Origin of the sequence: Geminocystis sp. NIES-3709 (assembly GCF_001548115.1) — a bacterium.
In the GTDB taxonomy this organism is placed as follows: domain Bacteria; phylum Cyanobacteriota; class Cyanobacteriia; order Cyanobacteriales; family Cyanobacteriaceae; genus Geminocystis.
Genome location: NZ_AP014821.1, coordinates 1,939,253 through 1,952,895, shown reverse-complemented (window position 1 = coordinate 1,952,895; position 13,643 = coordinate 1,939,253). Strand labels below are relative to the sequence as shown.

Genomic DNA, 13,643 nt, shown 5'->3' with positions numbered 1-13,643 from the left:
AATATGTAATTCGATCGAGATTTCAACTGTTAACAGCTAATTCAACAACTTTTTGAAAGGCATCAGCATCTTGAATAGCTAACTGCGCCAAAATTTTACGATTTAATACAATATTAGCCTTATCCAACTTGTTAATTAACTGACTGTAGCTAATACCTTGAAGTCTAGCTGCTGCATTGATACGAGCAATCCAAAGACGACGAAAATCTCTTTTCTTCTTACGACGATCTCGGTAAGCATTACGAAGGGCTTTCATCACCTGCTGGTTAGCGGTACGAAATAGCTTAGAATGTGAACCACGAAAGCCTTTAGCTAACTTTAAAATTTTATTACGTCTTTTACGGGCGACGTTACCTCTTTTTACTCTGGTCATTTTTTTTACAATTAAATTTGATGAGGAATAAATTAAATAAACTTAATTTTTTAGGCGTAAGGTAACATTAAACGAACTTCTTTTTCGTCATTCTCATGCACTAAAGCAAGATTACTTAAACGACGACGTTTTTGTTCTTTACTTTTATGTTCTAATAGGTGATTTTTATTTGCTTTACGGCGGACAATTTTTTTCCCACTTCCAGTAATACGAAAACGTTTAGCCGCAGATTTTTTGGTTTTTAATTTTGGCATGGTTTTATCTAAATTGGCACAATTTACTATTATAGCATTTAGGGTTTAATGATCCGAAAATAACCATTGATGGTTAGTTATTTTAAACAACAAATATTTAGAGTTTTACTTCAATATCTACCCCTGCAGGTAAATCTAATTTCATCAAAGCATCGATCGTTTTAGAAGAAGGTTGATATATATCTATAACACGCCGATGAGTACGGGTTTCAAAATGTTCTCTCGAATCCTTATCAACGTGGGGAGATCTCAGCACACAATAAATTTTACGTTTTGTAGGGAGAGGAATAGGGCCTACTGGTTGCGCATTGGTACGATTAGCTGTTTCAACAATTTTGGTACAAGATGTATCGAGTAAACGACGATCAAATGCTTTAAGACGAATACGAATTTTTTGTTGTTGTAATGTGGCCATGATTAATATTTTGTATGTGTGTAAATTTTCAAGGTACGGAAGACAATGAACAGTTAACAAGGAACAATGAACACTTATTACTACTAATACTTGGGAATAATAAGGGTAATTTTGTTTTATCTTTTGTCTTGGTAAAAGGGCTTAAATAGCGACAAAAAGGGGGCGCACAAAACTATCTGTACCCCCTATCATGTCAGCTTATTTTAAGATTTTAGCTACAGCACCCGCACCAATGGTACGGCCACCTTCACGAATAGCAAAACGCATACCTTGCTCGATCGCAATGGGGTTGATTAATTCAACGGTCATTTTGATACGATCGCCTGGCATAACCATTTCAGCAGCGCTACCATCATCAGCAGTAAAGTCACTGATAGTTCCAGTTACGTCAGTGGTACGCACATAAAACTGAGGACGGTATCCGGGGAAGAAAGGAGTATGACGACCACCTTCTTCTTTTTTGAGAACGTAAACTTCCGCTTCAAACTTGGTGTGAGGAGTAATAGAACCGGGTTTAGCTAATACCATACCACGTTCAATATCTTCTTTTTGTACACCACGAAGAAGAACACCTACGTTGTCTCCGGCCATACCTTCGTCTAAGGTTTTTTGGAACATTTCAACCCCGGTAACAGTGGTGCTACGGGTGTCACGAATACCAACTAATTCTACGGTTTCTTGAACTTTAACTTTTCCACGTTCAATACGACCAGTAGCAACAGTACCACGACCAGTGATGGAGAATACATCTTCCACAGCCATTAAGAAAGGCTTGTCAATGTCACGCTCAGGGGTAGGGATATAGTTATCTACTGCTTCCATGAGAGCATGAATTTTATCAGTCCACTCGTTTTCACCTTTTTGGGTTTTGGGATTAGCAGTCATTTGCTCAACAGCTCTTAAAGCAGAACCAGCAACGATAGGAATATCATCTCCAGGGAAACCATACTCAGTTAATAATTCACGAACTTCTAATTCAACGAGTTCTAATAATTCAGCGTCATCCACTTGATCTTCTTTGTTTAAGAATACAACGAGACTAGGTACGCCAACCTGTCTAGCTAAGAGAATGTGTTCACGGGTTTGAGGCATAGGACCATCCGCAGCAGATACTACTAAAATAGCTCCATCCATTTGAGCCGCACCAGTGATCATGTTTTTAACATAGTCAGCGTGGCCGGGACAGTCAACGTGAGCATAGTGACGATCGGGAGATTCGTATTCAACGTGAGCGGTGTTGATGGTAATACCACGAGCTTTTTCTTCGGGAGCTGCGTCGATTTCATCGTATTTACGAGCTTTTGCTTGACCGAGTGCAGATAAAGTTAAGGTAATAGCTGCGGTAAGAGTAGTTTTACCGTGGTCAACGTGACCGATCGTACCAATATTAACGTGGGGTTTCGTTCTTTCAAATTTTTCCCGTGCCATTTTCTTTGTTTTTCCTTTATTTAATGAATTAAATTAATTAATATTACAGAGTACATTATCGGAGACATCAGATTTTAACTTTTGCCTTCTGCTATAGATAACCTCTATTTTTAGCAATAATGGTATTTGCCACATTGCTAGGAACTTCGGCATAATTACTGAACTCCATGCTAAATATACCACGTCCTTGGGTCTTAGAGCGAATATCAGTCGCATATCCGAACATCGCCCCTAAAGGAACTTTGGCTGTAACTTTAGCAATACTATCTTCTGAGTTCATGCCTTCGATCGTGCCACGACGAGAGTTAAGATCTCCCATGACATCTCCTAAGAAATTGTCTGGTACTTCTACCTCAACTTTCATCATTGGTTCTAACAATACAGGTGCTGCTTTTTCAACACCATCCCGAATTGCCATTGAACCGGCAATTTTAAACGCCATTTCCGATGAGTCCACATCGTGGAATGAACCATCAATGAGAGTAACTTTGAGATCTATTACGGGATAACCTGCCATTATACCAGATTCACAGGCTTCTTTGATGCCTTGACCGATGGAGGGGATATATTCTTTGGGAATTGTACCACCTACGATTTTCGATACAAATTCAAAGCCTTTACCTTCTTCTTGAGGCTCGATTTCGATTACCACATGACCATATTGCCCTTTTCCGCCACTTTGACGAATAAATTTGCCTTCGGCTCTTACTGCCTTACGAATAGTCTCACGATAAGCTACTTGAGGTTGTCCTACATGGGCTTCTACTTTAAACTCTCGCAACATTCGATCGACTAGAATCTCTAAATGTAATTCTCCCATACCAGCGATCACCGTTTGATTAGTTTCAGGATCAACGCTCACTTTAAAGGTTGGATCTTCGTCAGAAAGAGATTGTAAGGCTTTGGATAACTTATCCATATCTTGGGTAGTTTTTGGTTCCACTGCCACAGAAATAACTGGTTCAGGTACATATAACGACTCTAAAATGATGGGATTTTGATCATCACATAAAGTGTCACCTGTGGTGGTTAATTTTAACCCGATAATCGCCCCTAAATCTCCTGCCCTTAATTCATCCACCTCGATGCGATCGTTTGCCTTGAGGATAATTAAACGGGAGATGCGTTCTTTTTTGTTTTTGGTAGCATTATATACATAAGTACCTTTAGTCAACACCCCAGAATAAACCCTAATGAATGTTAAACGACCATAGGGATCTGATGCAATTTTAAAGGCTAAAGCGGAGAAAGGTTCATCATCGCTAGAGTGTCTTACTCCTTCTTCACCATCGGGCAAAATCCCTTTAATGGCTGGTACTTCCGTTGGTGCTGGCAAATAATCCACCACCGCATCTAAAAGCAGTTGTACACCTTTATTTTTAAAAGCTGAACCGCACAACATGGGAATTAAAGCACCTGTTAAAGTACCATGACGCAGGGCTAATTTAATTTCTTGTTCGGTAATTTCTTCTTCTCCCAAATATTTCTCCAACAGATTTTCGTCTGATTCTGCGACGGCTTCCACCAGATAGCCTCGATATTCTTGGGCTAATTCCAATATATCTGTGGGAATATCAGCAATTTTGATTTGTTCTCCTAAATCATCTAAATAGATGTGGGCTTTCATGGTAATTAAATCCACGATGCCTTGGAATTTTTCTTCACTACCGATGGGAATTTGAATAGCAACAGCAGGAGCTCTTAAACGCTCTTTTACCTGTTTATATACCTTTAAGAAATTTGCTCCTGTACGATCCATTTTATTGACAAAAGCAATACGAGGTACTTTATATCGATCGGCTTGTCGCCAAACCGTTTCCGACTGAGGCTGAACTCCTCCCACAGAACAAAATACTGCGATAACTCCGTCTAAGACGCGCATCGATCGTTCTACTTCAATGGTAAAATCAACGTGGCCGGGGGTATCGATAATGTTAATGTGATGACCTCTCCAATCAGTACTAATAGCAGCGGCAGTAATGGTTATACCCCGCTCTCTTTCCTGTTCCATCCAGTCAGTCACAGCATTTCCATCATGAACTTCCCCGATCTTGTGAACAATACCAGAGTAAAAAAGTATTCTTTCTGTTGTTGTGGTTTTACCCGCATCTATATGAGCCGCAATACCAATGTTACGGACTTTTTCTAGGGGAATTGTACGAGCCACAGTTACCTCCTTTTACTTAGAGCAATACTTTTCAGGTTATTTCTGCTAAAAATTGACACCGTTTACTATTCTACACTGTTCTTTACAAAACTTACCACTCTTAGGAAAGTAAATTGAAAAAATGTAGATTAAATGTGTCGCAAAATAAAAAAAATCAATTGAGATATTTTAATTATTAATTAATTTGCTTGGGTTGTTGCCTAACTTCTTATAAAAGTCTTAGTAACGATAATGAGCAAAAGCCTTGTTAGCTTCAGCCATTTTATGGGTTTCTTCTCTTTTTTTGATTGCTCCACCAGTTTCATTAGCGGCGTCCATGATTTCGTTAGCCAATTTCATAGACATAGTTTTACCGCTTCTTTTACGAGAAAATTGGATCAACCAACGCAAAGCTAGACTACTACCACGAGAAGTACGAACTTCCATAGGTACTTGATAAGTTGCACCACCAACCCGTCTGGCTTTTACTTCTACTAAAGGGGTAAGGTTTTTGATAGCTTTTTCAAAAGTTTCCATCGCTTCAGTGCCAGTTCTTTCAGCAATGATACTTAAAGCATCATATAAAATTCTAGCGGCGAGAGATTTTTTCCCATCTTTCATGATTCTACGGATGGTCATGTTAACCAAGCGACTGTTATAAAGGGGATCTGGTGGAACTTCCACCACTTTAGCTTTACTTCTACGAGACATTATATTTATCCTTAAAAAATTACTATGGAATTAATTATTTAATCTAGTGATGGATAACACAACAAAAAGGAGAGTTTTAAATTTCTACACCGAAAATTAAATCTCTTTTATTTTTAATTATGTTTTCTTATTCTAGGCTTTCGGACGTTTTGCTCCATATTTAGAGCGTCCTTGCTTTCTGTCTTTTACTCCTGTTGCATCAAGAGTTCCTCTAACTATGTGGTATCTTACACCGGGTAAATCTTTCACCCTGCCACCTCTAATTAACACTACGGAGTGTTCCTGAAGGTTATGACCAATACCGGGAATATATGCAGTTACTTCAAAACCAGAAGTTAAACGAACCCTTGCTACTTTTCTCAATGCTGAGTTAGGTTTTTTGGGAGTTGTAGTATAAACTCTTGTACAAACCCCACGACGCTGAGGACATTCTTTAAGGGCTGGAGATTTAGTTTTCTTTTGAATTAAGGCGCGTTCGCTACGAATTAATTGTTGAATAGTTGGCATAAGATATGCTTTTTATACACCATTTCTGTATATATAAATATAATTTGCCTCTAGTATATCGTACCAGTGACAATCTATGATCTTATCTTATTTTTTGAATGTTTGTCAATTGTTAATCTAATTGCCCTATCAATATTACCAAGGGTGAACTATAAAATTATCGGTAAAGAGAGGAAAAAAGGAATAGAGAATAGGGAAATATGAGAATAATTGATTCAAAACTATTGAATAATAATAGTAGAATTTCTCGCAAAGACCGCTCATGACGCAAAGTATTGTTATAACTGATGATCCGAATTAGATATTAGTTAAAGTTTAATACCTCGAACTCAGGTAATATCGGAAAAAACTAATTTTTTTAGGTTTCATTTCAAGTCTCAATGATTGTTCATAGTAACTGAGGTTATAATAGACTCTAAAGAATTTTGTAAGTAAAATTAGATACTATGTCAGTATTGGCGGCGATCGCAGTTTTAGGTTTATTAATCGTAGTTCATGAATTAGGACATTTTGGAGCGGCAAGATTACAGGGTATTCGTGTAAGTAAATTTTCCATCGGCTTTGGGCCTGTGTTGGCTAAGTATGATGGAAAGGAAACAGAATACGCATTAAGAGCTTTCCCCTTAGGTGGTTATGTGGGTTTTCCTGATGATGATCCTGATAGTAACATTTCTTTAGATGATCCTAATCTACTCCGTAATCGTCCAGTCTTCGATCGTGCGATCGTAATTAGTGCCGGAGTCATTGCCAATCTAATTTTTGCTTATTTTTTATTAGTAAGTCAAGCTATAACTGTTGGCATACAAGATATAAACTATCAACCCGGTGTTTTGATTCCCGAAATTATCACAGAGGTGAATTCCCCTGCTTTAAGTGCAGGATTGCAAAAAGGAGATATTATTCTGGGTATCAATAATCAAATATTACCGGCCGAAGAAACTGCTTTAGAGACTTTAAGAAAAACTATTCAAGAATCTCCCAATGAAAGTTTAAAATTCACGGTGAAAAGAGGTAATGAGACTTTTATTTTACCTGTAACACCAGAATTATCGGATAATGGAAAAGGAAAAATAGGGGTGATGTTAGCACCTAATGGGGCATTTATCAAACGTCGTCCTCATGATATTGTAGAAGCATTTACCGTGGGAGCGGAACAATTTGAACGTTATACAAAACTGACTATACAAGGTTTTGCTCAATTAATTAGTAATTTTCAGGAAAATGTAAAACAAGTAGCGGGGCCAATTGCGATCGTAGCGGTGGGAGCAGAATTAGCCAAGAATGATTTAGGTAACTTATTTCAGTTTGGAGCTTTAATTAGTATTAACTTAGCTATTATCAACATTTTACCTTTACCGGCCCTTGACGGCGGACAATTGGCATTTTTAGCTGTAGAAGGAATTATGGGAAAACCTCTGCCTAACAAATTACAAGAGGGGATCATGCAAACAGGATTAGTTTTATTACTAGGTTTAGGAATATTTCTTATTCTAAGAGACACCGCTAATTTAGCATTTGTACAACAATTTTTTCCCGAATAAAACTATTTATTTATGAACTTGGGGAAGATATAAAGTGAAACAACTACCCTTATTTTCTTCTGAAATTAAGGTAATATCTCCTCCATGAAGTTTAGCTAATTCACGAGAAATAACGAGTCCTAAACCACTACCTTTCGATTGTCTATGAAGATGAGTATTTAATTGAGAAAAGGGAAGAAATAATTTTTTTTGTGATTCTTGACTAATTCCAATACCTGTATCAATCACTCTAAAAAATATACAATTATTCTCCTCTTTTACATCAAGAGTAATAAAACCAGTTTCAGTAAATTTTACGGCGTTAGACAACAAATTCACTAATACTTGTTGAATGCGACGTCGATCGATATAACAATACTTTATACTATCTTCAATGGTGAGAATTAATTTTAGTCCTCGTTGTTCAGCATTAGTTTTTATTAAAGCTAAGGAAGATTCACACAACTCATTTACTAAAATTTTTTCAATATATAAATCCTCTTTATTGGCTTCAATTTTTGATATATCCAATAAATCACTAATTAAATCTAACAAATACTTTCCTGATTGATAAATTGCATCTACATATTGAGCTTGTTTTGCATTTAATTCACCGTATAGCTGTTGCTGTAACATTTTTGCAAAACCTATAACCGCAGAAATTGGAGTTCTTAACTCGTGATTCATTTTTGACAAATATTCACTTTGATTTTCTTTACTTTGATTTAACTTTTGTTTCTGTTTTTCTAAATCTTGTTGTTTAAATTCTAATAGTTTTTCATAAAGATAAATAGCTAGATATTTACCAAGTAAAATAATAACTTTTTTTGCTTCATTTTCTGTTTTATAAAACTTTTCAAAATCTATTAATAAATTTCCAATATATTTTCCTTTAAATTGTAGAGATAATAAATAAAAATAGCTATTATTGTTATGATTAGTTAAATGACAAAAACCCTCAAAATAATTATTGATATTATTATGAAAATTGAAATAAATTTTTCTTTTTAATTTATCTTCTAAAGATTTATTTACTAGAGAAAAAACAGTGGATAAATATTCTTCAGAAGATGTTGTGTTAAAATTTTGATAAACAATCTCACATTGATCAGTATTTTCAGAGAAACTGGTTACAATGAAACTATTCAACTTTAAATAATTAGAAAGTATCTGATAACTAGATTCACAAAAAAAGTTAATTTCATCTGAAGTTTCCAACAAAAAAAGCAAATAATCATGAATTTCGTTGGAATCAACTCTGTCTAAAATTAGGTTGTTTTCCATATTTTTTAAATTTATTTTAGCTAAAAATGGAAGGTAGTCAACAACTTTTAGAATTGACGACGAGAAAATATAGTAATTGTAATAGTTAATAAAAGAATTATGTACAGAACCCCATAAATTAAACTGTTAATTAATTCCCCTGTATTTGGTAAGATATTGTAAACTGCTTCATTTTTTAAGTTTAATCTTTCCAAATCTGGCAGAATTAAGAAAAGAGTTTTTGTTATTCTCTCTATTCCAACATTTTCCGTGATTTTACCTAATTCTAACAGATCTTTACTTAAATGCCCCATTATATACACACCAAAGCTCAAAAGTGTGGCTAAAATAGAACTGGTAAATACTCCGAAAGTCATGGCTATAGCTATCAATAGCATTAATTCTAATAAAATATATGTGATCGCAATTAGCAAGCTTTGAAAGGGATAAGTTATACCCAATAAATTCATTAATATAAAATAAAAGGTAGTCATAGTTCCTACCAATACGAAAAGTACACCGGATAAACCTAAGTGTTTTCCCAAAATAAACTCTGTGGTAGTCAGAGGCTTTGGTACAAGAATTAACACAGTTCGTTTTTCAATCTCTTTATTAATTAATCCTGTACCTACAAAAATTGCTACGATCGCACCTAATAAACTTATAGCACCAATACCTAAATCTAAAAAAATTTTTCCGTCTGCACTGACTGCAATAGGTGGCAAAATGCGAGATGCTAACACAAGTAATAATACAAAGAAACCCAGTACATATAAAATACGATCTCTAATTACTTCTCGAAAACCATTAGTTGCGATCGCTAAAATGCGAATAAAATTCATTTTTTTAAATAACTTAAAATTTAATTATTGTTAACAATCATAAAAGTTCACTAAATACTAACTTGTGAACTGAACCTCGAATTACAAATTATAATAGAGAAAAAGAAGAGTATCCCATTCTTATAAGAAGAGAAAACCATATAGGAAGTGACAACAAGAATTAAATTAACCTGTTTGAGTAAATAGTCCTAAGTCTCCATTGAGATAAGCACAGCGTAACTGTAATATTTTATTCACAGACTCTTTTTTCCATTGTGCCCCTCTGATTTTTATTCTTTCCCTAATTTGTTTTACTCCCGATTCTACCGTTCCACTTTACACGGAACACATTTTTTTTTTTGACAATATTTATAGTTTACGATTCGATGACGATATTTTCTTAAATACTTCTTACAATGATCCTAAACACTGTGCTTGTTTTTGACTAATTGTTATCTTTCCTAGACAACTTTTGAGAGTTCACATTCTTCCACTACAAGGCAAAATTGAAAAGTATTTCTTTTTATTATATTTTGTAGAGGTCTATTGAGTCCGAATACATCTTGTTGGTGAATTTGCCAAACTTGTATTTGATTTTAAGATTTTATCAAAGACTTCTACTTCCTAACGTTTTTGGTAGATGGTTTCAATAGACACAGTTAAGTTAAGTATATTGATTCCTAAGAAAGTTTTTAAGGGTAGTTAAATAAGTTGGAGTATCTTCTAGCATGGGAAAATGTCCTGTTTTGGGAATTTCGACATAATAAATATTTTCAGTATTTAAAAGAGCGGCCGCTTTACCCATATCTGCTGGAATTATCTGATCTTTTTCACCAGAAATGAGTAAAGTTGGTACTTTTATTTTGGCAAATTCTTGGGGCATAATTTCTACTGCTTTTTTACTTACTGACGAGTAAATTGTATTTAAAGCGGCGTTATAATCTGCCAATAAAAAGTCTTCTAAAAAGGCAATACTCATATCTTTAGGAATAGATTGATGTAAGAATCTTGCCATAAACATTTTATCTGCAAAAGGAACTTTTAAAAACCAATTATAACGGAATTTAACCACATAACCACCTACTTTATGAAAAGCAGAAAAAGCAAGAGCATTATAAGTAAAAACTCCATTACAAGTTAAGATCGCTTTGTGGATTCTTTCCGGTGCTAAATTAATAAAAACCGTCCCGATCGATGCACCCATAGAATGAGCATTAAAATAAATTTTATCTAGGTTTAATGTGTCTAATAAAATCAATAAATCTTGAGCATAATCTTCTAATTCATAACCAATATTTATGCCTTTTTCTTCTGTAGATTGACCAAAACCGCGCATATCATAAAGTAAACAGTCATAATCATCAATAATTGCTTTTGCCGTGCTACGCCAATAACGACAAGAGCCTCCCCAACCGTGAATAAAAACCATAACTGGCTTGGGATAATTATTTTGTGAGGGTTGTCTAATCCATTCGTAATAATGATTCACCCCTCTAATATTGATTTTTCCTTGTTGATCCATCGTCATTTTTTAATTATTAATTATTATTAGAAGTTATTGAGACAAAATAAAGCAATTCATGATTTTTCGAAACAATAGAACTAGAGAAAATTTTTAGAAGATAATTATTATCTCATAAGACTTTGATTAATTTTACTTTTTGATTGAATAGATTAATAAAAAACCCCCTACCAAAAAGGCAGAGGGCTTTATTTTTAATTACTTAATACTAATAAGATCCTTTAACCGAACTTACCAGCAGTAGAAGCAATTAAGAAAGCTGCATAGGTAAGAATATAGCCAACAGTGAAGTGAGCTAAACCAACCAAACGAGCTTGAACGATCGAAAGAGCAACGGGTTTATCTTTCCAGCGAACTAAGTTAGCTAGAGGAGTACGTTCGTGAGCCCAAACGATGGTTTCGATTAATTCTTGCCAATATCCACGCCAAGAGATTAAGAACATGAAACCAGTTGCCCAAACAAGGTGTCCGAATAAGAACATCCAAGCCCAGACGGAGAGGTTATTTACACCGTAAGGATTATAACCATTAATTAACTGAGCAGAGTTCGCCCATAAGTAATCTCTGAACCAACCCATTAAATAAGTTGAGTTTTCGTTGAACTGAGCAACATTACCAGTCCAGATACCAAGGTGTTTCCAATGCCAGTAGAAGGTTAACCAACCTAGAGTGTTGAGCATCCAGAACATAGCAAGGTAGAAGGAATCCCATGCAGAGATGTCACAAGTACCACCACGACCAGGTCCATCACAAGGGAAGGAGAAACCAAAGTCTTTTTTATCAGGCATTAATTTAGAACCACGAGCATCTAAAGCACCTTTAACCAGAATTAAGGTAGTAGTGTGTAACCCTAATGCGATGGCATGGTGAACTAAAAAGTCGCCAGGTCCAATGGTGAGAAATAAGGAGTTAGTACCGCTATTAATAGCATCTAACCAACCGGGTAACCAAACATTGCCATAATTAGGATAAGCTGTGGAAGCAACACTATCAGGATTAGATAACAAAGTATCGAAACCGTAGAGGGCTTTACCATGAGCCGCTTGAATCCATTGAGCAAATACAGGTTCGATTAAGATTTGTTTCTCAGGAGTACCAAAAGCAACCACAACATCATTGTGAACATAAAGTCCTAAAGTGTGGAAACCTAAGAAAAGAGATACCCAGCTTAAGTGAGAAATAATCGCCTCTTTGTGTTCTAAGACTCTTGCTAAAACGTTATCTTTGTTACCTTCAGGATCATAGTCACGAACCAAGAAGATAGCACCGTGGGCAAAAGCACCTACCATCAAGAATCCAGCAATATACTGGTGATGAGTATAAAGTGCAGCTTGAGTAGTGTAATCTCTGGCAATGAAGGCGTAAGAAGGCATTGAGTACATATGTTGAGCTACCAAAGAGGTAACCACTCCTAAACAAGCCAAGTGCCATCCAAGTTGGAAGTGCAAAGAATTGTTATAGGTATCATAGATTCCCTTATGACCAGCACCAATCATGCCGCCAAAAGGAGTACCTTGTGGTGGATTATGAGCGGCTAAGATGTCCTTCATACTATGACCAATTCCCCAATTAGTGCGGTACATATGACCAGCAATAATGAAGATAACAGCGATCGCCAAGTGGTGATGAGCAATGTCAGTCAACCAGAGAGATTCGGTTTGAGGATGAAAACCACCTAAGAAAGTTAAAATCGCAGTTCCTGCACCATCTGAAGTTCCGAAAACCTGACTAGCTGTATCAGGGTTTTGAGCATAAACGCCCCAGTTACCAGTAAAGAAAGGAGCGAGTCCAGCAGGGTGAGGTTTAACACTTAAGAAGTTATCCCAACCAACGTGAACGCCACGAGATTCAGGAATAGCAACGTGTATTAAGTGACCAGCCCATGCTAAAGAGCTAACACCAAATAAACCAGCTAAGTGGTGGTTCATGCGAGACTCGGCATTTTTAAACCAAGAAAGGCTAGGACGAAACTTAGGCTGTAAGTGTAACCAACCAGCAAACAAGAATAATGAGGATAGAATTAATAAAAATACTGCCCCAGTGTACAAATCTTGATTATTGGTCATCCCAATGGTATAAAACCAGTGGTAAACACCAGAATAAGCCACGTTTACGGGACTAGATGCCCCCGCTTGGGTGAACGCATCGATCGCACCTTGACCGAAATGGGGATCCCAAATTGCATGGGCGATGGGACGGACGTTTAAAGGATCTTTGATCCATTGCTCAAAATTGCCTTGCCAAGCTACATGAAATACAGTTCCGGAAGTCCATAAGAAGATGATTGCCAAGTGACCGAAATGAGAAGCAAAAATCTTTTGGTAGAGATTCTCTTCGGTCATACCGTCATGAGTTTCAAAATCATGAGCGGTAGCAATTCCGTACCATATCCGGCGTGTAGTTGGATCTTGGGCTAAATCTTGGCTAAATTTGGGAAATTTAGTTGCCATAGCTTTTTTTAGGAATTCTCCTGTTACACAATGAGGGTCAACGATTAAAATACGCTGCTCTATTTTGTTTTTTGCTCTTGCCCAGAGATATTAAAAGGTTAAATTCTCTAGGCAAGTAATTTTAAAGTTGTTTTTTAAGGGGTTAATAGCTTCGTTTTTAGATGAACTATAGACTTCAATCTATTAAGCCTTTGTTTTGAAAACGGCTTTATTGGTTATTTTATAACTTATTT

Annotated in this window: 12 protein-coding genes and 1 pseudogene; 1 reads left to right on the top strand and 12 read right to left on the bottom strand. The window is 36.0% G+C overall.

Annotated features, from left to right (window positions below):
• Nucleotides 1-22: 22 nt before the first annotated feature.
• The 7 genes from rplT to rpsL form a co-directional block, all read right to left on the bottom strand.
• On the bottom strand, nucleotides 23-373 hold the full coding sequence (gene rplT / locus GM3709_RS08355) for a 50S ribosomal protein L20 (RefSeq protein ID WP_066118246.1): 351 nt from the start codon (nucleotides 371-373) through the stop codon (nucleotides 23-25).
• Nucleotides 374-423: 50 nt separating this feature from the next.
• Nucleotides 424-627: a 50S ribosomal protein L35 gene (rpmI, locus tag GM3709_RS08350; RefSeq protein WP_066118244.1), complete on the bottom strand. Its 204-nt coding sequence runs from the start codon at nucleotides 625-627 to the stop codon at nucleotides 424-426.
• Nucleotides 628-724: 97 nt separating this feature from the next.
• The gene (gene rpsJ, locus GM3709_RS08345; RefSeq protein WP_015223309.1) at nucleotides 725-1,042 is read right to left on the bottom strand and encodes a 30S ribosomal protein S10; all 318 of its coding nucleotides are present in this window, start codon (nucleotides 1,040-1,042) and stop codon (nucleotides 725-727) included.
• Between the two features lie 198 nt (nucleotides 1,043-1,240).
• Entirely contained in the window at nucleotides 1,241-2,470 is a 1,230-nt protein-coding gene (gene tuf, locus GM3709_RS08340; protein WP_066118243.1) for an elongation factor Tu, read from the bottom strand.
• Between the two features lie 91 nt (nucleotides 2,471-2,561).
• Nucleotides 2,562-4,637, bottom strand: a complete 2,076-nt coding sequence (gene fusA / locus GM3709_RS08335) for an elongation factor G (protein WP_066118241.1) — start codon at nucleotides 4,635-4,637, stop codon at nucleotides 2,562-2,564.
• A 219-nt stretch (nucleotides 4,638-4,856) separates the two neighbouring features.
• The gene (gene rpsG, locus GM3709_RS08330) at nucleotides 4,857-5,327 is read right to left on the bottom strand and encodes a 30S ribosomal protein S7 (protein ID WP_066118240.1); all 471 of its coding nucleotides are present in this window, start codon (nucleotides 5,325-5,327) and stop codon (nucleotides 4,857-4,859) included.
• A 132-nt stretch (nucleotides 5,328-5,459) separates the two neighbouring features.
• Nucleotides 5,460-5,834, bottom strand: a complete 375-nt coding sequence (rpsL, locus tag GM3709_RS08325; RefSeq protein ID WP_066118239.1) for a 30S ribosomal protein S12 — start codon at nucleotides 5,832-5,834, stop codon at nucleotides 5,460-5,462.
• A 446-nt stretch (nucleotides 5,835-6,280) separates the two neighbouring features.
• Between rpsL and rseP the strand changes: the two genes are divergently transcribed.
• Nucleotides 6,281-7,375 carry an RIP metalloprotease RseP gene (gene rseP, locus GM3709_RS08320; RefSeq protein ID WP_066118237.1) on the top strand — a complete coding sequence of 365 codons (1,095 nt, stop codon included), beginning with the start codon at nucleotides 6,281-6,283 and terminating at the stop codon, nucleotides 7,373-7,375.
• Nucleotides 7,376-7,381: 6 nt separating this feature from the next.
• Here rseP and GM3709_RS08315 read toward each other — a convergent pair whose 3' ends face one another.
• The 5 genes and pseudogenes from GM3709_RS08315 to psaB all read right to left on the bottom strand — a co-directional run bounded on the left by GM3709_RS08315 (nucleotide 7,382) and on the right by psaB (nucleotide 13,410).
• The gene (locus tag GM3709_RS08315) at nucleotides 7,382-8,638 is read right to left on the bottom strand and encodes a HAMP domain-containing sensor histidine kinase (RefSeq protein ID WP_066118236.1); all 1,257 of its coding nucleotides are present in this window, start codon (nucleotides 8,636-8,638) and stop codon (nucleotides 7,382-7,384) included.
• Nucleotides 8,639-8,685: 47 nt separating this feature from the next.
• A complete protein-coding gene (locus GM3709_RS08310) occupies nucleotides 8,686-9,459 on the bottom strand; it encodes an ABC transporter permease (protein WP_066118234.1) in 774 nt (257 codons plus the stop codon).
• A 165-nt stretch (nucleotides 9,460-9,624) separates the two neighbouring features.
• Nucleotides 9,625-9,845, bottom strand: a pseudogene (locus GM3709_RS21355) (ISKra4 family transposase); the annotation flags it as partial.
• Between the two features lie 257 nt (nucleotides 9,846-10,102).
• Nucleotides 10,103-10,966 (bottom strand): alpha/beta fold hydrolase, encoded by an 864-nt coding sequence (locus GM3709_RS08305; RefSeq protein ID WP_066118233.1) that lies wholly within the window; start codon nucleotides 10,964-10,966, stop codon nucleotides 10,103-10,105.
• A 215-nt stretch (nucleotides 10,967-11,181) separates the two neighbouring features.
• The gene (gene psaB, locus GM3709_RS08300) at nucleotides 11,182-13,410 is read right to left on the bottom strand and encodes a photosystem I core protein PsaB (RefSeq protein ID WP_066118231.1); all 2,229 of its coding nucleotides are present in this window, start codon (nucleotides 13,408-13,410) and stop codon (nucleotides 11,182-11,184) included.
• Nucleotides 13,411-13,643 lie beyond the last annotated feature (233 nt).

Coding starts and splice junctions, on each gene's coding strand:
- rplT (WP_066118246.1), bottom strand. CDS start 373: ATGACCAGAGTAAAAAGAGGTAACGTCGCCCGTAAAAGACGTAATAAA.
- rpmI (WP_066118244.1), bottom strand. CDS start 627: ATGCCAAAATTAAAAACCAAAAAATCTGCGGCTAAACGTTTTCGTATT.
- rpsJ (WP_015223309.1), bottom strand. CDS start 1,042: ATGGCCACATTACAACAACAAAAAATTCGTATTCGTCTTAAAGCATTT.
- tuf (WP_066118243.1), bottom strand. CDS start 2,470: ATGGCACGGGAAAAATTTGAAAGAACGAAACCCCACGTTAATATTGGT.
- rpsG (WP_066118240.1), bottom strand. CDS start 5,327: ATGTCTCGTAGAAGTAAAGCTAAAGTGGTGGAAGTTCCACCAGATCCC.
- rpsL (WP_066118239.1), bottom strand. CDS start 5,834: ATGCCAACTATTCAACAATTAATTCGTAGCGAACGCGCCTTAATTCAA.
- rseP (WP_066118237.1), top strand. CDS start 6,281: ATGTCAGTATTGGCGGCGATCGCAGTTTTAGGTTTATTAATCGTAGTT.
- GM3709_RS08315 (WP_066118236.1), bottom strand. CDS start 8,638: ATGGAAAACAACCTAATTTTAGACAGAGTTGATTCCAACGAAATTCAT.
- GM3709_RS08310 (WP_066118234.1), bottom strand. CDS start 9,459: ATGAATTTTATTCGCATTTTAGCGATCGCAACTAATGGTTTTCGAGAA.
- GM3709_RS08305 (WP_066118233.1), bottom strand. CDS start 10,966: ATGACGATGGATCAACAAGGAAAAATCAATATTAGAGGGGTGAATCAT.
- psaB (WP_066118231.1), bottom strand. CDS start 13,410: ATGGCAACTAAATTTCCCAAATTTAGCCAAGATTTAGCCCAAGATCCA.